At 36.5% G+C, this 21,410-nt stretch carries 26 protein-coding genes and 1 riboswitch; of the genes, 25 read left to right on the top strand and 1 reads right to left on the bottom strand.

Features of this window, described 5'->3' with window-relative positions; genetic code table 11:
• Window position 1 precedes the first annotated feature (1 nt).
• The 17 genes from rplF to rplQ all read left to right on the top strand — a co-directional run bounded on the left by rplF (window position 2) and on the right by rplQ (window position 10,907).
• On the top strand, window positions 2-541 hold the full coding sequence (gene rplF / locus KBF89_04225; protein ID MBP9115529.1) for a 50S ribosomal protein L6: 540 nt from the start codon (window positions 2-4) through the stop codon (window positions 539-541).
• A gap of 59 nt (window positions 542-600) precedes the next feature.
• Window positions 601-954: a 50S ribosomal protein L18 gene (rplR, locus tag KBF89_04220; GenBank protein ID MBP9115528.1), complete on the top strand. Its 354-nt coding sequence runs from the start codon at window positions 601-603 to the stop codon at window positions 952-954.
• A 32-nt stretch (window positions 955-986) separates the two neighbouring features.
• Window positions 987-1,700 carry a 30S ribosomal protein S5 gene (gene rpsE, locus KBF89_04215; GenBank protein ID MBP9115527.1) on the top strand — a complete coding sequence of 238 codons (714 nt, stop codon included), beginning with the start codon at window positions 987-989 and terminating at the stop codon, window positions 1,698-1,700.
• Between the two features lie 31 nt (window positions 1,701-1,731).
• The gene (gene rpmD / locus KBF89_04210; GenBank protein MBP9115526.1) at window positions 1,732-1,971 is read left to right on the top strand and encodes a 50S ribosomal protein L30; all 240 of its coding nucleotides are present in this window, start codon (window positions 1,732-1,734) and stop codon (window positions 1,969-1,971) included.
• 63 nt (window positions 1,972-2,034) lie between these two features.
• Complete coding sequence (gene rplO, locus KBF89_04205; GenBank protein ID MBP9115525.1) at window positions 2,035-2,529, top strand: 50S ribosomal protein L15; 495 nt, start codon at window positions 2,035-2,037, stop codon at window positions 2,527-2,529.
• A 39-nt stretch (window positions 2,530-2,568) separates the two neighbouring features.
• The gene (locus KBF89_04200) at window positions 2,569-3,228 is read left to right on the top strand and encodes a hypothetical protein (GenBank protein MBP9115524.1); all 660 of its coding nucleotides are present in this window, start codon (window positions 2,569-2,571) and stop codon (window positions 3,226-3,228) included.
• A gap of 9 nt (window positions 3,229-3,237) precedes the next feature.
• A riboswitch (TPP riboswitch) is annotated at window positions 3,238-3,347 on the top strand.
• Complete coding sequence (locus KBF89_04195; GenBank protein MBP9115523.1) at window positions 3,335-4,117, top strand: HAD hydrolase-like protein; 783 nt, start codon at window positions 3,335-3,337, stop codon at window positions 4,115-4,117. (Overlaps the previous riboswitch by 13 nt.)
• 132 nt (window positions 4,118-4,249) lie before the next feature.
• Entirely contained in the window at window positions 4,250-5,560 is a 1,311-nt protein-coding gene (gene secY, locus KBF89_04190; protein ID MBP9115522.1) for a preprotein translocase subunit SecY, read from the top strand.
• A gap of 18 nt (window positions 5,561-5,578) precedes the next feature.
• Entirely contained in the window at window positions 5,579-6,244 is a 666-nt protein-coding gene (locus KBF89_04185) for an adenylate kinase (protein ID MBP9115521.1), read from the top strand.
• Between the two features lie 67 nt (window positions 6,245-6,311).
• Window positions 6,312-7,535, top strand: a complete 1,224-nt coding sequence (locus tag KBF89_04180) for a hypothetical protein (protein ID MBP9115520.1) — start codon at window positions 6,312-6,314, stop codon at window positions 7,533-7,535.
• A 138-nt stretch (window positions 7,536-7,673) separates the two neighbouring features.
• Entirely contained in the window at window positions 7,674-7,898 is a 225-nt protein-coding gene (infA, locus tag KBF89_04175) for a translation initiation factor IF-1 (GenBank protein MBP9115519.1), read from the top strand.
• A 41-nt stretch (window positions 7,899-7,939) separates the two neighbouring features.
• The gene (gene rpmJ / locus KBF89_04170; protein ID MBP9115518.1) at window positions 7,940-8,053 is read left to right on the top strand and encodes a 50S ribosomal protein L36; all 114 of its coding nucleotides are present in this window, start codon (window positions 7,940-7,942) and stop codon (window positions 8,051-8,053) included.
• A 37-nt stretch (window positions 8,054-8,090) separates the two neighbouring features.
• Window positions 8,091-8,468, top strand: a complete 378-nt coding sequence (rpsM, locus tag KBF89_04165) for a 30S ribosomal protein S13 (protein ID MBP9115517.1) — start codon at window positions 8,091-8,093, stop codon at window positions 8,466-8,468.
• Window positions 8,468-8,863: a 30S ribosomal protein S11 gene (gene rpsK / locus KBF89_04160; GenBank protein MBP9115516.1), complete on the top strand. Its 396-nt coding sequence runs from the start codon at window positions 8,468-8,470 to the stop codon at window positions 8,861-8,863. The genes rpsM and rpsK overlap by 1 nt, the downstream gene beginning before the upstream one ends.
• A gap of 3 nt (window positions 8,864-8,866) precedes the next feature.
• On the top strand, window positions 8,867-9,490 hold the full coding sequence (gene rpsD / locus KBF89_04155; GenBank protein ID MBP9115515.1) for a 30S ribosomal protein S4: 624 nt from the start codon (window positions 8,867-8,869) through the stop codon (window positions 9,488-9,490).
• A gap of 35 nt (window positions 9,491-9,525) precedes the next feature.
• The gene (locus tag KBF89_04150) at window positions 9,526-10,461 is read left to right on the top strand and encodes a DNA-directed RNA polymerase subunit alpha (GenBank protein MBP9115514.1); all 936 of its coding nucleotides are present in this window, start codon (window positions 9,526-9,528) and stop codon (window positions 10,459-10,461) included.
• A gap of 92 nt (window positions 10,462-10,553) precedes the next feature.
• Window positions 10,554-10,907 carry a 50S ribosomal protein L17 gene (rplQ, locus tag KBF89_04145; protein MBP9115513.1) on the top strand — a complete coding sequence of 118 codons (354 nt, stop codon included), beginning with the start codon at window positions 10,554-10,556 and terminating at the stop codon, window positions 10,905-10,907.
• A 252-nt stretch (window positions 10,908-11,159) separates the two neighbouring features.
• Here the strand turns inward: rplQ and KBF89_04140 are convergent, their stop codons facing one another.
• Complete coding sequence (locus tag KBF89_04140; protein MBP9115512.1) at window positions 11,160-11,744, bottom strand: GNAT family N-acetyltransferase; 585 nt, start codon at window positions 11,742-11,744, stop codon at window positions 11,160-11,162.
• Window positions 11,745-11,885: 141 nt separating this feature from the next.
• Here KBF89_04140 and KBF89_04135 point away from each other — a divergent pair, with 141 nt between their 5' ends.
• The 8 genes from KBF89_04135 (at window position 11,886) to rpsI (ending at window position 21,391) form a co-directional block, all read left to right on the top strand.
• Window positions 11,886-13,010, top strand: a complete 1,125-nt coding sequence (locus KBF89_04135) for a 6-bladed beta-propeller (GenBank protein ID MBP9115511.1) — start codon at window positions 11,886-11,888, stop codon at window positions 13,008-13,010.
• Window positions 13,011-13,124: 114 nt separating this feature from the next.
• Window positions 13,125-15,860, top strand: coding sequence for a 6-bladed beta-propeller (locus KBF89_04130; GenBank protein MBP9115510.1), 2,736 nt, complete (start codon window positions 13,125-13,127; stop codon window positions 15,858-15,860).
• A 70-nt stretch (window positions 15,861-15,930) separates the two neighbouring features.
• A complete protein-coding gene (locus KBF89_04125) occupies window positions 15,931-18,039 on the top strand; it encodes a glycosyltransferase family 39 protein (protein ID MBP9115509.1) in 2,109 nt (702 codons plus the stop codon).
• Between the two features lie 59 nt (window positions 18,040-18,098).
• Complete coding sequence (locus KBF89_04120) at window positions 18,099-18,542, top strand: hypothetical protein (GenBank protein MBP9115508.1); 444 nt, start codon at window positions 18,099-18,101, stop codon at window positions 18,540-18,542.
• A gap of 116 nt (window positions 18,543-18,658) precedes the next feature.
• A complete protein-coding gene (truA, locus tag KBF89_04115) occupies window positions 18,659-19,450 on the top strand; it encodes a tRNA pseudouridine(38-40) synthase TruA (GenBank protein MBP9115507.1) in 792 nt (263 codons plus the stop codon).
• Between the two features lie 55 nt (window positions 19,451-19,505).
• The gene (locus tag KBF89_04110; GenBank protein ID MBP9115506.1) at window positions 19,506-20,216 is read left to right on the top strand and encodes a hypothetical protein; all 711 of its coding nucleotides are present in this window, start codon (window positions 19,506-19,508) and stop codon (window positions 20,214-20,216) included.
• A gap of 292 nt (window positions 20,217-20,508) precedes the next feature.
• Window positions 20,509-20,973, top strand: a complete 465-nt coding sequence (rplM, locus tag KBF89_04105) for a 50S ribosomal protein L13 (protein MBP9115505.1) — start codon at window positions 20,509-20,511, stop codon at window positions 20,971-20,973.
• A 22-nt stretch (window positions 20,974-20,995) separates the two neighbouring features.
• Window positions 20,996-21,391 (top strand): 30S ribosomal protein S9, encoded by a 396-nt coding sequence (rpsI, locus tag KBF89_04100; protein MBP9115504.1) that lies wholly within the window; start codon window positions 20,996-20,998, stop codon window positions 21,389-21,391.
• Window positions 21,392-21,410: the final 19 nt, after the last annotated feature.

Here is a 21,410-nt window from a genome sequence, read left to right as displayed (position 1 = left end):
TATGTCAAGAATCGGATTAAAACCAATTACAGTTCCATCTGGAGTTACTATTTCAATGACTGGTTCAACTTGTCTTGTAAAAGGACCTAAAGGTGAACTTAGTAATGAAATTCCAGATGTTATAAAAATTGATGTCAGTGAAGGTGTTATCAATGTTGTTCGCGATAGTGACGAACGACAAGCAAAAGCATTACATGGTTTAACACGTGCACTTGTTGCTAATAATGTTGAAGGCGTTGAAAAAGGTTATACAAAAGCACTAGAAATTATTGGTGTTGGTTATAGAGCTGCAGCAACTACTCCACAGAAATTAGATATGGCACTTGGCTTTTCTCACCCTGTAGTATTTAATGCACCTGAAGGTATTAGTTTTGTTACACCAACTCAGACTCGTATTGAAATTACTGGTATTGATAAACAACTTGTAGGTCAGGTTGCTGCCAATATTCGAAAATTGAAGAAACCTGAACCATATAAGGGTAAAGGTATTCGTTATGAAGGCGAACATGTAAGACGTAAAGCTGGTAAATCAGCTAAATAGTTGCACTACGAGGTCCGTACCTCCAAGAGGTCGGCCCTCCACGTAACAAAGGAAACAAAATGATTAAAACATCAAAGAATGCAAGAACAAGAAGACATATTCGTGTTCGTAAACTAATATCGGGAACTCCAACGACTCCTCGTTTAGCGATTTTCCGTTCAAATAAAAATATTGTCGCACAACTAATAGACGATCTAAATGGTGTAACAATTGCACAAGCATCAACATTGGAAAAAGAATTTACAGCTAAATCAGTAAATGTAGCTGCAGCTTCTAAAGTTGGAGAACTTGTTGCAACTCGTGCACAAGAAAAAGGTATTGAAAAAATAGTATTCGATCGTGGTGGTTATAAATATCACGGTCGCGTCGCAGCTGTTGCTGACGGTGCACGTAAAAAAGGACTTAAATTCTAAGTACGCAGTAATTGCGTAAGAAAAGTAGAGCTATGACAGATTCAACAAATGAAGAAGTAAAAACTGAAACACCAGTAGCAGCAACAGCTGCTAAAGCACCTGAGGTACAAAAAGAAGATAAGAAAAAATCTTCTAATAATAACTCATACGGTGGCGGTCAAGGTCGCGATAATCGTAACGATCGTAGTGACGAACCAAAACCAGAGGGTTATTTGGAAGAAAAAGTTATTGCAATCAACCGTGTTGCTAAAGTTGTTAAAGGTGGTCGTCGGTTCTCTTTCACTGCACTAGTTGTTGTCGGTGATGGTAATGGCAATGTTGGTCTTGGTTACGGTAAAGCTAAAGAAGTTCCTTTGGCTATACAAAAAGGAATCGATGAAGCAAAGAAAGCTGTTTTCGCTGTTCCATTAGCTGGACGAAGTCTCACTCACGAAATATTGGGAGTTCATGATGCTGCACGTGTACTGCTAAAGCCTGCCGCTCCTGGTACTGGTGTTATTGCTGGTGGTACAGTTCGTACTATTTTAGAATCTGCTGGAATCCGAGACATTTTGGCAAAATCACTAGGTAGTGCAAACGCGATAAATGTTTCTAGAGCAACTATTAACGGTCTTAAAAACTTGAAGCGTCCAGAAGATGTAGCTCGACTTCGTGGAAAATCAATGGAAGAAGTTACAACTAAAGGTATGTTGGCTTCATATAAAGAAACACAACGTGAACTTAAAGATAAAGTTAAAGCACATTAACTCTAAAAGTAAAAATTAAGAAGGTATGCTCATGGCACAAATACAGATTAAACAAATTAAAAGTAAGATTGGTACTAAACCAAATCATCGCGGTACTTTGCGCGCATTGGGTCTAACTCGTATTAGCCGTGTACGTATTCATGAAGATAACGAAATTATTCGTGGAATGATTGCTCGTGTTCCTCATCTTATTGAGGTAAGTGCTTACGACCCAAAATCAGATACAGGCAAAATGGCTAAGCCAGTTCCGAAGAAATCAAACAAGAAATAGTACTTGGAGGTAAGACCTCCAACGGGCTTAACCCCAAAAACCTCCAATAAAGGAAACATAATGATTAAGATAAACGATTTAGCTCCTAACCCGGGTGAGAAAAAAACTGCAAAGCGTGTAGGTCGTGGTATTTCAGGTAAAGGTGGAAAAACTGCTGGTCGTGGTTCTAAAGGACAACACGCTCGTAACACTGTGTTTGCTGGTTTCGAAGGTGGACAAGTCCCTACTTACCGTCGCTCACCAAAGGCTAAAGGTTTCAATAACCCTTTCCGTGTTGAATATCTTTCATTGAATCTAGACACTCTTAGCGATAATTTTAAAGATGGTGAAACAGCTGATCCTGGTATCATGCGTACTCGTGGTATTTTGAAGAAACAAGGTTTTGTAAAAATTCTTGGACGTGGAACTATTGACAAAGCAGTAACTGTGCATGCGCATGGATTTTCTGGCTCTGCCAAAACTGCAATTGAAGCTGCTGGTGGATCATGCGTGATTGTACCTCTTCCATGGGGTGACTCTCGTCGACCTGCTCTTGGTAACCAACATATGAACAGATAGTTTTTATTGTTTTAAAATGTTAAATATTTAAGGATGAATATGGAACTGTCGGGAAAATCATTAGCACAGAATCTTACAGATGAGTGTGAAAAAGCTTTTCTTCAAGCGTATCTAAATCAAATAGATTCCAGCGCTCTATTTAGTAATCTATTTCATACAAGCAATGGTCAAAAATCAAAAATCCCTAATGTCGATCTAACAGTAGTTGTTAAAGCTGAAGATGTCATCTGCGTTATTGAAAATTTTTTAGAAGCTCAAAAAAGATCAAACGTAAATCCTGATTTGGTAAATGGTAATATGATTCGCTTTTTGGCTTATCAGATATATCAAGAATATGTTCGTATTTTTACTCAAAAAGTTACAGAGATATCACATGAGAAACTTGAAAAGCTCCAAAATTATGACATTGAAAAAGCCATCAGAGAATTTGATGATGATTTCAATATTTTAGTTGACGATATGATTGAAATTTATGAACTACTAAATAATCCTATAGCTGATGCCCTTATTAGATTTAGAGAAAGTCTTGATGAAGGGTTAACACGTACCGACAAAAATAATATATTAGATGAATTTGAAGCTATAGCAGAAAAGTTAAATAGGAACGAAAATTTAGATGATCATTCAGCTGCTGTCCTTTTATGTTTAAGTACCGTTTTGGAAAAGTTGCCAGGATTTGATATGGTAGTTCCTGGATAATTTTAAATTAATATAAAGCCGGGGAGCCCGCAACCAAGCGAGCTGAGAGTGTAGATATTTCTACTGACCCATAACCTGATCTGGATAATGCCAGCGGAGGGAAGTCATGAACGAATCTAACTTATATAGTGGTTTTCAAACTCTTATAAATAGACCAAAACAAAAATCAAAACCAATTATTATATGGGATTTAGACGGTACAATCATTGATGATTCACTCTACCGTACATGTGCTCAAAATGTTTTCCAAAAAATATTTGGTATAAAGATAACTGATGAAGAATATAATATTTATTTTGAGAATCAAAATTATTGTCACCATACGACTAAACAATTCCTGCTTAACAATAATATTGATCCAAAAGATATACCTGCACTTGAAGAAGTTTTTGATGCTATTGATCAACACTTTCGAGATCTTCTTACGAGTGGATTAATTCAAACTTTAGGCAATGCGGTTGAACTCATATCAGAACTACATAGACAAGGTTATAGGCAATGTTTAGTTACTGGATCTTGTCGCGAAACAGTTGATGAAGTACTTTTAAAGCTCGTCCCGAATTTTTTTGAGCTAATCATTGCAAGAAAAGACACATTTTGGCAAAAACCAAATAGTCAACCATACGAAAAATGTTATAAGTCTATAAATGCAGATCCATCTGATTGTGTAATTATTGAGAATTCGCAACAAGGAGTCAGTTCAGCGAGAAATTCAGGTGCATATGTTATTGCTTGTTCTGACAATCAAGAAATGGGCGAAACTCTAAGGACTTTTGGTGCACATTGTGTTACATCGTTATCTCAACTTACACCAGAGTTAATTTCATTGTTTTGGGAAACTTTTGATCATAATAGGCAATCTATCGCGCCTGTTATGCATACTTTATAATATTAAGGTAATTTTTCGTCAAAACGATAAATACTTTACGTTTAATCATGTAATGATAAGCGTTATCAAGCTAGAATTACCCAATAATATTTATAATAATTGCGCAAAAGTTTCGCAACCCAAGGAGTCCAAGTGATTGATCGTTTAGCGTCAATGTTTAGAATTGAAGATCTTAGAAAAAAGATCTTATTTACCCTACTAGTAGTTGTCATCTATCGCGTTGGCTCATTTATTATTTTACCCTACGTAGATTATGCAGCTGTTCAAAAGTCATTAACACAAGAAAATAGTGGTTTACTAAGTTATTTTGCACTTCTTGCAGGTGGTGGGCTACGTAACCTAGCGCTTTTTGCTCTAGGTATTATGCCTTATATTACTGCTTCAATTATTATGCAGTTATTGGGTGAGATTGTTCCAAAACTTAAAGCTTGGAAAGACGAAGGTCAGGACGGCCAAAAGAAAACTACACAGTTAACTCGTTATGTGACAATATTTCTAGCTTTACTCCAAGCTGCTGTATTAGTTAGCCAACTTAACCAAGGTCGACTATTCAACCAAAATTTCGATCAAGGAAGCTCAGCAATAACTACTTTCTTATTACCAAATATGAACACTTGGAAATTTTTGATGATTATAATTACTTTGGTAGCTGGTACTGCAATGATAATGTGGTTGGGCGAGCTTATAACCCAACGTGGTATAGGTAATGGTATGTCAATTATTATTTTTGCTTCTGTGGCAAGTTCTGTACCATTCCAGTTCCAAGCTGTATGGACACAAGGTGGAACTTTTAAATTTTTCGTAATCACTATTATTGGTATTGGTATGATTGCTGGTGTTGTATTTATTGAATCTGGTCAACGTCGTATTCCAGTGCAATTTGCAAAAAGGGTAGTTGGAAGAAAAATGATGGGTGGTCAGTCGAGCTATATACCTATCAAGGTTAATACTGCTGGAGTTGTACCAGTTATTTTTGCTCAATCATTATTAGTCTTTCCTGCACTATTAGCTGGGCTTATTGGTAATCAAGGCATTAGTAAATTCATTGAGAGAAATTTCATTAACGGACAGTCTTGGTGGTATATGTTGGCTGAAGTTGGGCTTATCATGGCATTTGCTTATTTTTATACATACATAACTTTCAACCCGGCTCAGCAAGCAGATATTATTCGCAAACAAGGTGGTTATATTCCTGGTATAAAACCTGGTTTAGAAACAGAGAAATATTTTGCACGTATTCTAAATAGGATAACTCTACCCGGTGCAATGACTATTGCATTCATAGCTGGTTTGCCGATCGCTGTAACTATTTTGTGGAAAATTCAACAATTCCCATTTGGTGGTGTGTCAATGCTCATCTTGGTTAGCGTTGCATTAGAAACTATGAAACAAATTGATTCACAGATGTCTCTTCGTAATTACGAAGGTTTCTTAAGTAAATAAAGAAAAGACTTTTGATTTATGTCAGTACCGCGTTTAATACTTTTTGGAAAGCAAGGTGCTGGAAAAGGTACGCAAGCACAGTTGTTAGTTAAAGAATATTCATTAGTTCATCTTTCAACTGGCGACATATTTCGTCTAGCCATAAAGCAGAGTACGCCTGCTGGAAAAGAAGCGAAAAGTTATTTAGATCAAGGTCAATTGGTTCCAGATGATGTTGTTATAAAAGTTGTAAATGAAAAATTTGAAAATGATGAAGATTTATTAAAGTGTGGTTTTGTATTAGATGGCTTCCCCAGAACTAATTCTCAAGCTATAGCTTTAGAAGAATTATTAAGACGAAAGAAGGCTCCTTTATCATGTGCCATTAATATAGCAGTTGATAACGATATAGTTATGTCGCGTATAACTGGTAGACGCATTTGTGTCGAGTGTGGGTCTATCTATAATTTGAGTAATCCTCCAAAAAATGGTTGGATATGTGATCAGTGTGGAGGCGATGTTCGACAACGCGCTGATGATACTGAACTTGCTATTAAAACCCGACTTGCTTTGTATGAAAGAGAAACTTCGCCGCTTTTAGAATTTTATGGGAATTGTAATCTACTTGAAGAAGTCGATGGCTTGGGCACAACTGAAGAAGTTTCTATTAGAATAAAAAATGTAGTAGAAAAACGAGTTGATTAATTTAGTCTTTTTATATCTATAACACAGTAGACAATAGTGCATATTCGTAGTTAAAATATAAACGTATATGCCAAATAAATATGAACTTCAATTACAAATTTTAAAGCAACATCCAAGTCTCATTGGCGTGATCCCGCCAGTATTAAGATTTGATGCCATAAAATATTTAAATGTTCCTGATCTTCGTGCATATAGAGCTAGATACAGGCTTGACCGTGCTTATCAATTGATTAAAGAATTTCAAGATCATTTTGCTTATGAAGGTAAGTATCATGTACCTATTCATTTTTTAGATGTAGAAGCACGACTATTAGACGATATAGAAAACCTAAGGATAATAGGTATTAAATTTAGTTTAGAGAAAATAGCATTAGCAAAAATATTTTCACGTACACATGATATTGTTCATAATGCAGGCAAAGAAATACCATATTTTTTAACAGTAAAAAAAATTGCAAACCTATATGGATTTGATAGTAATTGTAATAAAGTATTACAAGAAATAATGTGTGCGATAAATTTTGGTATAGAGCAAGACAATATATATTCTTTAGCAGAACATAATTCTGATTCAAATTCTGATTCAAAATTTGAGCCAAGAGAATTAATTGATACATATCATGATCATATAAAATTAAGTGATGAAGAAATGTCTGGCATTGTTGCAGATTCGATTTTATATAAGTGTGGATTTTCAGACAAAGAAAGACGTATACTATCCGGTTTGATTCAAGCTACAGAATTTCGAAGATCATTTACTGTGGTTGGAAAGCCGGGAATTAAATTTCCTAGAACACAATTTGAATTACTAGCCAAGCTCGCAGATATAGGTAGTTTTTATGGTTCTACTGAAAAATGGTTAAAACTGAGTTTAGATCTCATTCAAGAAACTTTTGCTGGAAAAAAGATGTCTCCTTTGGATTTTGTAGATTTTGAATTAGAATTTTTTAATAGTTTCGTCAAACTGGTACTTAAGGATGAAAATCTGCCGATTGTTCGTTCCTCTAACGGTCAGCTTCAAAAAGCAATTGTTCCACAAACATTTGTGAGGGAAGTTAGAGCTAAACTAGAATATTTAGAGGATCTACGTCAAGAATTAGTAAAACTTCCAGAAGATATAACTACAGGAATTATAGATTTAACCAAGGAAACACTGAGCAATATAAGAGCTATCGCGAGTGATAAGTTAAATGGATTCTTAGATCTTGTACTTCCAGCACTTAATGTAACTAACTGTGACACTACTAGTACTGTCACTGACACAAGCTCATCTGTAATAATTATTGAATAATTTCTTCTAAAATACCGCTCACTTGGCGCGAAGTGCTCAACATAGTCTAAAATATTGCCTCGTCAAAAAAATATCGAGGCATTCACTCTGCGGCAATTTAGTGAATCTCTCAAGTAGTAATAAGTAAGGTGAATATTAGTGGCACAAGGTAAAGAAGACGTTATTGTTTTAGATGGTAATGTTCTCGAAGCCCTAGGCAATGCAATGTTTCGAGTAGAACTCGAAAATAAGCACACTATCATTGCACAAATTTCTGGAAAAATGAGAATGCATAACATTCGTATTTTGCCTGGAGATAAAGTCCAAGTTGAGCTCACAACATATGATCTCAATCAGGGCAGAATTACTTACAGATATAAATAAGACATTCACTTTAAATTATTCATTAAATCGAAAAGGCAAGCATGAAAGTTCGTCCCTCTGTAAAAAAGATGTGTGAAAAATGTCACGTTATTAAAAGACGTGGTGTTGTTCGCGTGATTTGCGAAAATCCTAGACATAAACAACGTCAAGGCTAACCAAGAACTTAAGGCACAAAGAAAGGCCCAATAAAATATGGCACGTATTGCTGGAGTTGACATACCGCGCGAAAAGCGAGTTGACATTTCATTAAGTTATATATTCGGTGTAGGTCGTAAAACCGCACTTGACATTTGTGAGGCAATTAATTTGCCTGGTCAAACGAAAGTACGCGATCTATCTGAAGATGAGATCGCAAAAATCCGTCAGTTTATTGACGGTAATCTAAAGGTAGAAGGTGACCTTCGTCGTGATGTTTCACAAAATATCAAACGTAAGATGGAAATCGGATGCTATGTAGGTATTCGTCATCGTCGCGGACTTCCTGTTCGTGGTCAACGTACTTCAACAAATGCTCGTACTCGTAAGGGTCCAAAGAAAACTGTAGCTGGTAAGAAAAAGGTAACTAAGTAATGGCAACTTCTACGAAAACTCGCCGCCCCAAAAAGAAGGAACGTAAAGACGTCTTTTATGGTGTGGCTCATATCAAATCAACATTTAATAACACAATTGTTTCAATAACAGATCAGCAGGGCAATGTAATTGCGTGGTGTTCTTCTGGAATGGTTGGATTTAAAGGTTCAAGAAAATCAACTCCTTATGCTGCTCAAATGAGTGCTGAACATGTTGCTAAAAGAGCAATGGAACATGGTGTTAAAAAAGTAGACGTATTAGTTAAAGGTCCAGGTTCTGGTCGTGAAACTGCAATACGTTCACTTCAAAGCGCTGGTATTGAAGTTGTAGGTATAAAAGATGTAACTCCGCTTCCACACAACGGTTGTCGTCTTACTAAAAGAAAGAGGGCATAAGAAATGGCTCGTTATACAGGTCCTGTATGTCGTTTGTGTCGTCGCGAACGAATGAAATTATTCCTAAAGGGTGCAAAATGTGACTCTATGAAATGCCCTATTGAGCGTCGTCCTTATCCTCCCGGCCAACACGGTCGAGGTAGAATTCGCGAAACTGAATACTTGCTACAATTGCGTGAAAAGCAAAAGGCTCGTCGTATCTATGGTGTTCTCGAAAAACAATTCCGTTTAACTTATGCACGTGCTTCACGTCTACAAGGTAAATCTGGTGACAACTTATTGCGTCTATTAGAAACACGTTTAGACAATGTAGTTTTTAGAGCTGGTTTTTCTGCATCACGTTCACAAGGTCGTCAATTTTTACGTCATGGTCACGTGTTAGTAAATGGTAAGCGTGTCGATATTCCTAGTTACCAACTTAAAAAAGGAGACGTTGTTTCTTTAACTGAAAAAGCTAAGGCAATGATTATTATCCGTCACTCTTTAGAAGTACTTGATCATACTCCTCCAGTTTGGTTAGAAGTAAATAAGAGCGAAGCGAAAGTTACTGTTAGTGATTTACCAATTCGTGAACAAATCGACATTCCAGTACGTGAACAACTCATCGTTGAGTTGTATAACAAATAATCTTTTAAACATAAGTGAAATCAAGGAGCTAACAAATGTTAATTATTCAAAGACCAGAGGTAGAAGCCGGCGAAGAGATCGGCAACCTTTGTCGTTTTACAATTTCACCTTTAGAGCCAGGTTTTGGTCAGACTCTTGGAAACTCAATACGTCGTACTTTGCTTTCATCTATCCCGGGTGCAGCAATTACTTCTATTCGTTTCGAAGCTACTCTTCATGAATTTGATGTTATTCCTGGTGTTAAAGAAGACGTTACCGATATTGTTCTTAACATGAAAGATGTAGTTATTACTTCTAACTCTGACGAACAATTACTAGGACGTATCGAAAAAACTGGCCCTGGAATTGTTACTGCTGGTGATATACAAATTAGTTCTGAAGTTGAAATTATTAACCCTGAATTAGTTATTGCAACTCTTGGTGAAAAAGCAGAATTTATTTGCGAAGTAACTGTTGAACAAGGACGTGGATACTTAAGTATCGACAAATCAAAAACGAATGCAACTATTGGTATTATTCCTATCGATGCGATCTTCACGCCAGTAAGACGTGTTAGCTATGAAGTTTCACCTACACGTGTTGAACAAGCAACTAACTTTGATGAGTTAAGTATTGAAATTGAAACTGATGGATCTTTAACACCTCGCGAGGCATTAGCATCAGCTTCAAAAACTCTTGCTAACCTAATGGAACTTATTTCTGAACTTAGCGAAAAGCCGCAAGGTCTTGAACTTGGTGAAATAGCACCTCAGAGCTCAACTTCACCTGACTTAGAACTTAGCGTTGATGAACTTGATCTTAGTGAACGTCCAAGAAATTGCTTACGCCGTGCACGTCTAGAAACAATTGGTCAATTAATGTCAATGAGTGCAGAAGAACTTCTTGCACTAACAAACTTCGGTCAAAAGTCGCTTGATGAAATCATTGAGAAACTAGATGAACGCGGTTTAGCACTTCCACACAAACACTAACAATATACAATTAACCTCGTGAATGCGGGGAAGGGCCAGACCTTGTGAGCAAGCTTGCATAGTTATAAGCCCTAAAAGTAAAGGATATCAAAATGGCTACTCCAAAAAAAGGACAACGTTTCGGTCGTGACCCTAAACACCAACGTTTAATTGTTGCGACTATGGCAAATCAATTTTTTACAACTGGAGCAATCGAAACAACTATTGCAAAAGCAAAATTCATGCGTCCTATCCTCGAACAGCTTATAACTAAAGCTGGCAAAGGAAATACACAACATATTCAACGCCAGCTAGTGGCTACACTGCATGACAAAACTGTTGTACATAAGCTGGTTAGTGAAATTGGGCCTAAATATACTTCTCGTCCTGGTGGATATATACGCATCTTGAAACTCGGTGTTCGTCCTGGTGACATGGCTATGATGGCAAGAATAGAACTCGTTTAATATACTATTAATACTTTAAATTATCCATCACCATATCTTTCACATACAATTCAGGATCATTCAAACTCTCTGTCTAGCGATTATGGTTATCCAGTTAAGCATTTAGATTCAATAGTCTCATGGTCAGAACGTACAACGAAACGAACAAGGTGTCTTTAGCATATATGTGTCGTCAACCATTGGAAAGATACTTACTGATATTGACATAACGCCAGAACAATTGAGGTTAGCATATGGATCGGGCTTGGAATGTTAAAATTTATCTTTCCACTGTTTTCTTGTTAGTCGATAGAGCGGTCCTTCTATTTCAAAAGTTGGTCTAGAAAGAATTTGGCGTTTCCCATGATTAATCATTTCAAAACCGAGACGCTCCGGAATTTTTTGGCTAATCAAGTTATCTTTGTCACAACCTATATCAATTCCTGCAGCATTTGTTGCCTCAAGGCAGACTTCGGTCAGCTTTTTAACAGCATTAGTTGCGATACCTTTGCCGTTAACTTTTTCACTCAACCAGTAGCCAATTTCTAGAAATTCGCCTGTCTCTTCACGTTTATGTATACCAATGCTGCCAACTATTATATTTTGATAAATAATATAGTATTGGCAAGAGATATTATTAATTTTATTAGATATAGATTCATTTATATGTTCACGAGAATTTTGTGCCACATTTTCTACACGTGCCCAAGGCATCCATACTTTTAGAAAATCTATATTATTTAATATGACTTTAATAAATTTATCTAGATCTTTTTTGTTTGATGCCCGTAATACTATTTTTTCATCTACTTCTATTTCATCTGGTAGATTTGAGATTTTTATTTTACTGTAGTCCATAATTCATTATACAGATAGCAATATAAGCAATCCAGCTGTTATTAGTAAAATCCTTGAGTGAGTAATTGTGATTTATAGGCAATTTGGCCTATTTTGTCGAGATTAACTAAAGAAATATCGGATCGTGTCGTAGAAATTACTATGATCAAAACATTAGGCCTTAAATTCGTATTAATTATTTCGATGCTTTCACTCCCTGCGGTCTCTTATGCATTACCAAGTGATCCACCAGTCGCTAATACAAGTAGCGCAAATGTTTCAGGCATGTTCCCGATTTTACAAGGTTTTACGAATAGGGATGGTGTAATAGAACACGGTTTTCAATATGGGCCTACAAGTAGTTATGGTTCCCAAGTTAAAGAGACAAAAGAATTAGAGAGATACAGTTATGTTTCTGAATTCATGTCTCGTGGTTCTGGAGATGGACAACTTCAAGCTGCCCAAGATATTGCATATGATGCTAGCGGTAATATTTATGTTGCGGATACTAATAATAATCGTATTCAGAAGTTTGATAGTAGTGGAAATCTTTTGTTGAAGTTTGGAACAAATGGCACTGCTAATGGTCAAATGAATGGTCCGAGTGGTATTGCTATAGATGCAAATGGCAATATTTATATAACTGATACTGATAATTATCGTGTTCAGAAATTTGATAGTGATGGAAATTTTGTTTCTAAATTTGGTACTATTGGTTCAATTGATGGACGTTTTTTGTTTCCTCGAGCAATTGCTATAGACAGTGCAGGCAATATCTATGTTGGAGATCAAAGCACTCGTATTCAAAAGTTTAATAGTTCAGGTGTTTTTGTTTCTAAATTCGGTGCTACTGGCACTGGCGATGGACAATTAGATGGTTCCGGTGTTCGTGGAATAGCTATTGATTCAAATGAAAATGTTTTCGTGACTGATAGTGGCAACAATCGTGTACAGAAGTTTGATAGTGATGGAAATTTTGTTTCTAAATTTGGTACTATTGGTTCAGAAACTGGACAATTTAAATATCCTATTGGCATAGATGTTGATTCTGACAACAATCTTTTTGTTGTCGATACACAAAACTCTCGAGTCCAAGTTTTTGATAGTTCGGGTGTGTTTGTTTCTACATTCGGTACTAATGGTTCGAAAGTTGGAGAGTTCAATAGTCCAAATGGAATAGATGTAGATCCTAATGGCAATATTATTATTGTAGATACATCTAACAGTCGAGTGATACGCTATGTAAAGAACGATCCTGCAAACACACCGTTTTTATTGGAAGCATAAGTATATTGTGGTAACGAATTCCATTATCGTGCCTTTGTCACAAATGAGAATGGCACAACATATGGTGATGATGCAATTGCTACGACTCCTGACTGTTTAGATGGGCCATTCAATTTGACTGGTACTGCTACTGCTAGAACAATAAATTTAAACTGGAATGGTGGACCGAATGATTTTATTGGTTATGCACGCATTGCCTATCGTAAACAGGGCTCACAAACTTGGATAAATAATGATAATAATGGTATGGGCGAAGGTCTAATATCAGAAGGTATAGAGCCAGGTACGACTTATTCTATACGAGTAACAGTAATGACTATTGATTGGAATGACCCTAACGAGACTGAACAATATACAGCGTGGTCAAATGAATTCGAAATTACTACACTTCCTGAAGGTACGTTTACCATATCGTCTTGTCGTGACTTACAAGCAATTGGTTACGACCCTTCTACTGGACTTACAGGGGACCTCGAAGGTCATTATGTTTTAGATCGAGATATCGATTGTGCAGATTCTGTTAATTGGGTTTGGGGAACAAATGTAGATGCTCCGGGTGTTGGTATAATGACTGGCGCGGGTTTCTTCCCTATTTTCGATACAGAAAATGGAACTTCTACTGGGCCAGAAGGTTTTAGAGGCGTACTTGACGGTCAAGGCCACAGTGTCTCTAACCTATATCAAAAATCTAGTTTATTAGCTGGTATTTTTGGCACTTTGGATGGTGCTACAATTGCTAACACTAGTTTTGAAAATCTAACAATTGAAGCTGATAGTGATGCTAAATATGTTGGTGGTATATCTTCAATAGCTTATAACGGTGCAAGCATACAAAACGTTAGTGTTAATGGTTCAATTGACTCTATTACTGATAGCGATATGCGTGTTGCTTCAAACCGAAACGGTGGCCTTAGTAGTTTTACCGTAGGTCCTAACGACAAGACCTATTTTTCGATATATGGAAATATTGTTGTGGCTAATAGTGATGGTGAACAACAATCTACATTTGGGGGCAACGAAATTGTCTATGGAAGCGGAGTTACAGTTGACTCCAGCGGAAACACATTTGTAACTGATAACAGTTTAGATAAAATGTTCAAGTTCGATCAACAGGGAAATGAAATAGAACAATTTAGTACAACAATTCAAGCCGCCAAAAAAACTTGGCTTGGAACCACTAATGGTATTGATTCTCTTGGTAATCTCTACAATGTAAAAGCTTATAGTGAAGGTTTTCAAAAGTTTGATAATGACGGTAATTTCATTTCAGAGTTTGGATCAAGAGGTTCTGGTGATGGACAATTCGAAGGACCTACTGGTATTGCTTTTGATACTAACAACAATATTTATGTAGCCGACTCTCAAAATGATCGTATCCAAAAATTAGATTCGAATGGAAACTTTATTTCAAAATTTGGTTCATATGGTCAAAGCGATCTTCAATATCCCGAAAATGATGATATCGATGGTAATTTTAATAGTCCATCAGATGTTGCTGTCGATTCTGCTGGCAATATCTATGTTTCGGATAGCTACAACTGTCGAGTACAAAAGTTTGATAGTAATGGGAATTACATAAGCCAATTTGGTCGATACGGTGATGGTGAAGGAGAGTTTGTCTATACTGGAGATTTATCACTTGATACAGCGGGTAATATTTATGTTTTAGACCAGACACGACGAGTACAAAAGTTTGATAGTAACGGAAACTTTATAGCTACTATAACTAAAACAGGTGCTCCACAGCCTCGAATTGGTGCACTCGTTGGTGGTACTTCAAGTCATAGGGGTGGCGGTAATGTTGCTTCTCTTGTAGTTGCTCAATCATCAACTAATGTTGCTATTAGCCGTGATGTATTCTCAGATGTTAGCCAAACTGTAGTTATCGGCGGTGTTCTAGGTTATGGAAATGCTCATATTTCTGATGTCTATTCTGTTGGGCCAATTAGTTTACACGATGAACGAACAAGTAGCACTGCTACTTCTATGCTTGGTGGAATTATAGGTTATGGCGTGAACTCTATTGTTGAGCGTTCATATTCTACTTCTGCTCTTTCAACTGATGGAACAACAAATTCAAACCTTGGTGGAATAATTGCCTTTAACTCTGGAAGTACCATAATTGATTCCTATGCCTCTGGTCTAAATACTGGTGCCGCAATATCTGGCGGTGTTGTTGGTCTTGGTGAGACTGATGATGACGGTAACCGTCCAGAATTTGAAAATACATCTTTTGATCAATCTGCTACCACTCAAAACAATTGTGCTTCGCTAGCTTCAAATGCGCAAGGTGATCCAATAACAATTATTGATGAGATGTGTAAACCTATAAACACTGATGGTTTATCTCCTAACTATTATTTTGGAGATAGTCCAGCACCTGTATTTCAAAGTTGGAATTTCGATGATGTATGGCTCAAAAATGATTCAGCGAATCCAACTTTGCGTCCTTATGTTCTAGGTATAGAAGAAACAAATAACTCTGATGGGCCTGGTGATTCTGCTGAGTCTGGTGGTGTTAATGGTACTAATGAAAACAGTTTTAATGACGAAATTGACAGCAAAAAAGTTGCCAAGAAATTCGCAGCAGCTAAAAATGTTAATGCTGTATCTGAAGAGACTGGCACTGGAAACTCTGAATCGAGCACTAACTATGACTCAAGCATAAACTATGACAGTTTTAAAGCAAGTCCAAAATTAGGGGATACCGCTACCATAAATTCTCAATCACTCAAAACGAATGATCTTTCAACAATTTTCTGGTTTGCTTCTTTGATAGTGCTAATACTCTCTGTAGGTTTTGCTAGCTGGTGGATGATTTTTCGAAAACGAAATACTAACAATACGTAGTTTGGACATAAAATTACACTATAAACATTGTAGAATAAACTGCTTATGGCAATTATCTTAAGTTTATATTTTGGCTAAGAATGAAATGTTGTTAAAAGATACGCCGCTAGCAACAATTGACATGAAAATTGTCGACGTTACGATACCCATCCATAATGAAAATATTGAAAATCTATTGGCTTCATTAAAAAAAGTCGACAAGTATCTTAAAACACTAAGCACAGAATTGGCTTTTAACTATAACTTGACTATTGCATGTAGTGCTGTCCCAAAAGCTACAAATAATGCTATATATAAATTTGTTAAAAACCAGACACACATGCGTTTTGTTCGAACTGAAAAGAAAGGCCGAGGTCGTGTATTAAAAGAAGCATGGCTTAGTTCAAACTCAGATATCGTAATGTATATGGATGTTGATCTTGCTACAGATTTATCATCTGTTCAAGCGCTTTTAGACCCACTTCTTTCTGGATATACCGGTATTGTTATTGGTAATCGTAGGCTGAAAAAATCTAGAGTTAAACGTAAAGCAATGCGCTCAATTTCCTCTGCAATGTATCATAGAGCTAGCAGACTATTTGTTGGTACAAAATTTATAGATATGCAATGTGGATTTAAAGCTATGCCAACAGTTTTAGCAAAAAAGCTTATACCAAAAGTTAAAAATAATAAATGGCTGTTCGATTCCGAACTTCTCATTAATGCAAAAAATCAAAAGGTTAAAATTAAATCGGTGCCCATCACTTGGAACGAATCTCCTTCAACTACTGTCAAATTTTTAAAACTCGCATCAGAAATGATGAAATTTATTAATAGAATGTCCGTTACACAAAAACGTATCATCACGCCTGAACGTCTTTTGTTGGTGGGGTTAATGTTAATAGCTTCATTAATATTTCTTGTAAATCTAACAGATAATCAATGGGCGAATCTCTATTATTCGGCTGCTACACAATCGGCGTCAACAAGTTGGAAAGCATTTTTATTTGGTGGGTTTGATGCACAAGGTTTTATTACTATAGATAAATTCCCGATTGTTTTATGGCCGTCGGTCTTTTCTGTCAAACTTTTTGGTTTTAGTCAGTTCGCAGTTTTGTTGCCACATGCTCTAACCGGCATATTTTCTAGTCTTGCCATATATAAAATAGTGCGTCGACATTTCGATATTACTAGTGGTTTAGCTGCTGGTCTTATATTCATTTTTTCGCCTTTGAGTACCATCATGTTTCGATTTAATAATCCTGATAGTTTTTTGGTGTTAGCAAGTATTTTATTGTTAGCTTGTGTTTTAAAGGCCATGAGTACTGAAAGCTGGAAATACTTTCTGATGACTGGTGTGGTGCTTGGTCTAATGTTCCAAATTAAAACTTTACAAGCATTAATTTTTTTACCTATATTATTCGTAATAGTTCTATGGGATTTTCGTGTAAGCAAATCTTTACACAGTTTTGTGAAGAAATTGATTCTCGGTGGTGTAGTTTTTCTATTAACAGCTTTGTCGTGGCCTATTTTTGTTTCCTTAACGTCGCCAAATAGCAGGCCAATTATTGGTGGCTCAGCAAGTAATAATGTTTGGGATCTGGTTTTTGGCTATAACGGTCTATCGCGCTTGACTGGAGATGGTCCAGCGAAAGTCTCTGGTGGACCATCGGCAATATTCGGCGGGAATTCAGGATTTTTTAGGATGTTTAATTCATCTTTCTTCTCTAATATCGGATGGTTTTTACTACCTGCAATAGTTTGTGCATGCTTTGGAATTTGGTATTGTTTTAAAAATAATAATGAGCAAAGTAGAAGCCAAAAAAGACAACTTCTCTTTTGGTCACTAGTACTTCTATTTTACGTATTTGTTTTCAGTATTGCTAAAGGCAAAATACACGGTTATTATAGTTTGATTCTTATCCCGGCAATTTCTGCTCTATTAGGGATCAGTTTGCAATTAGCTCGAAAGCACAAATCTTATGGACGCGGTTTGCTATATTGGCTAACAGGAAGCACTGTTATCTCAGTTGGGGTTGTAATTCCATTTTTATTACGGAGTATAGACCCAAAATGGTTCCCAGTGCTTTTCTTTTCACTTATTATCACTGGTGTCTTATTGGCTTTTATATCAATTTTTGCTATTTATAATAATAAAGATACTTTAGTAAAATTAGTTTTCTTTTTGGGGTTATCGTAATTTTTGCTGTCTCGACAATTTCTGCATATGAAACACGCAATAGCGCATATATTGGCTATGTGCCATCGGCAATGCCTAAAGACAAAATATTTACACAGATTCCACCAGTAGCAAAACCAGATAGAAAACTATTTAATGACTTAGTTAGACTTAGTGTTTCTAAAAAATGGATTGCTATCACCGAGAATAGTTTTGATGCTTCAGTAATTGAACTATCTACCGGGCGTTCCGTAATGTCACTTGGTGGGTTCGATGGTAGAAAAAGTCTCATAAGCGACAAGAAACTTCAGTCATATATTGAAAGTGGCCAAGTTGCATATTATTTGACGAGTACGAGGGCTAATACAAATTTGTATCGTAGTCCATACGATACATCTAAAGATTTGATAGGCAAAGACAGTGACACACCATCAATAATTGCCAAGTATGCAAATAGATGTGTCGTAAACTCTGAGTGGTCGTTGTATGCTTTAGACGGAAATCCCTGCCCTAAAGAATACTAAAACTAGCGCTTTTACAAGTAGCTCCTCTGGTATTGATCCAGCAGTTAATTTCTTTACACATCTTGAATATTATTTCGTTTATTGAATCGGTTGATTTAGCAACTAAAATTATCACTATGGTCAACTTGAAATGTATTTTTTCATACTTAGGAACATATTTTCATGGTAGCGCAGAACAAGTTGGTATTCCAATAGAAATTGTGCCTACTGTAGTCGGGAAAATTCGCGAAGTAATAGAAATGGTTACACAATCTAAAGTTCGAATTAATTTAGCGGGACGTACCGACAGAGGAGTCCACGCTCGCGCTCAAGTAGCAAATTTTTTTGTTGATGAAAGTGTTGATCAATCGAGTTTATTTCGAACTTTGAATGCAAGGCTTTCTCCACAAATAACTTTTCACTCTTTGGAAAAAGTAGACGATGATTTTCATGCGAGGTTTTCGGCTAAGGCTAGAACCTATCGTTACTATATTTATAATGGAGAAAACCCCCACCCATTTTATTCAGATTTTACGTGGCACATTTATAATAATTTAAATTTTAAAAATATGGTTTTAGCAGCTAAGCATTTTGTTGGTGAACATGATTTCACTACTTTTTGTCGAACAAATACAGACGTAAAGCATAATATAAGAAAAGTTGTCAACGCAGAACTCTCAATAGTAGATAAAGATTTATTTAGCATCTGCGATGTATCACGTAAAGAAACACGGCTTATATGTTTTGAAATAAAAGCAAATGCTTTCTGTTGGCAAATGGTTCGATCAATAATGGGTACTCTTGTTGATGTCGGAAGGGACAAAGTTAATCCTGATGATATCCCCGCAATGATAAAAGCAAAAGATAGATCTATTACGAAACAATTGGCTCTTCCGCACGGTTTAACGCTATTTTCAATAGAGTACTGATGTTGCTTTTAATTCGTATTTGTGATGTTATTGTGATTTATAGTACGATAATGTAATGGGAACATGTAATAGGCCATCAAGTGGAAGTTTTTTTATCAAGATAGTTCCATCAGTTGGAAGAAACATTAAGCTAGCTTCTTTTGCAAATAGAAACTTATTAGCATTTTATGCTGAAATCTGTCAAGATCGATCTTTGTTTGATAGGTTTAGAAATATACCCATATTAACTAAAACCATACCGCCTAAAATGGCGACAATAGTTTTAGATCCAAAACGACTTGAAGGGTATGGGAAAATTGGTTCTGACTCCAGAAAAAATTTGATTGAGCAGGTTGAGAAACTTTGGCATGAAATTAATGAAGCAATTCAATATGGTGGACCTATTAAGAGCTTTCAGATGGAAATGCCAGATGACTTAATGAAAATAGTTGCTAGGACGTATCTAGCATCCTTATCGATGAGCTCTAGAATGGGCACTACGAGCGGGAAAGCTCGTGTGCTGCCGAACGAGCTTTTAGTTACATTAGAAGCATTGCACTGTATGTTGACTGGAGACAAAGACAGTAAAGTATTAAGTGATGCTGCGGTTAGAGTAACATCGCAAGATACTGATTGTATTGAATTCGTAGTTAGTTCAAAAGGAATTGGCACAAAAGGTGTGTCTGCGGACTTCTCGAAAAGGTTGGGTACCGCAATTTTAGGAGATTTAGGCTCTGTAGCACCCAAAGGTCCTATTCCACTCGCTCAAAGCCAAGGCATTGGCTGACCTCGCAGTAACCAGCATCTGCTGATATAGGCTATTTAGTATTTCGAACTTTAGGGCATGCATCAGTCAAGCTGCTAATGTGGCTTATGCAAGCGCAATTACTATATAGTTAACTCAAATCTAGTTACACAACAAGCAAATATTTATAAAATAGGTATCATTGTCTTCACTTTGCTTTGAGTCCACTAAAAATAGTAACCTTGTATGTTCTTAACTACGATTTTTCCATTACAGTTGCAAAGTTGCATATCGAAGTTCAAGAATAGATAATAAATAGATTTTAAGGAAACAAATGGGAACTTACCAACCGAAAGCAAGTGAAATCCAACGCGAATGGCTAGTCATCGACGCTGCAGATCATGTACTTGGACGCATTGCAACTCAAGCTGCACATTTACTTAGAGGTAAGCACAAAGCTACTTGGGTACCACATATGGATTGTGGTGACAATATTATTATCATCAACTCAGATAAAATAGATTTCTCTGTTCGTAAAGGTTTAGATAAAAAATATAATTTTCACTCTGGTTACCCAGGTGGTCTTCGCACATTATCTTTAGATCAAATGATGGAAAAAGATTCTAGAAAAGTTATTGAACTTGCAATCACAGGTATGTTGCCTCATGGTCGTTTAGGTAGAACTATGATCGAAAAATTACATGTTTATAAAGGTAGCGAACATCCACATATTGCACAAGATCCAAAACCTTTTGTGATTGAATCTCAAAAACCAGCCGACAAAAAAGTTAAAGCTTAGAAATTAGAAAAAGGGAAATAAATTGGCAACTAAACCATTAATCCAAACAGTAGGTCGTCGTAAACGTGCTATTGCTCGTGTAAATCTTCGTCCAGGTACAGGTCAAATTATTGTTAACAAACAAGAACTCGATCAATACTTTGGTAACCCTCTTTTGTCACGACACGCTAGCGAAGCATTACGAGTAGCAAATGTTGCAGAAGTATATGATGTTGTTGCTACTATCACAGGTGGGGGTATCTCGGGTCAATCAGGAGCTTTAAGACTGGGCATCGCACGTGCGGTTGAAGGTTTAGATCCTGAGCAACGCACTGCATTAAAAGCAGCAGGTTTGATGACACGTGACCCACGTGAAAAAGAACGTCGCAAATACGGTTTGAAAAAAGCTCGTAAAGCTTCACAATTCTCTAAGCGATAAATTTTTAAGGGTCTGTCCT

The sequence above is a fragment of the Acidimicrobiia bacterium genome (assembly GCA_018057765.1).
GTDB lineage: Bacteria > Actinomycetota > Acidimicrobiia > IMCC26256 > JAGPDB01 > JAGPDB01.
Note: the sequence above shows the minus strand (reverse complement) of the source record. Positions and strands in the feature narration are given on the sequence as shown.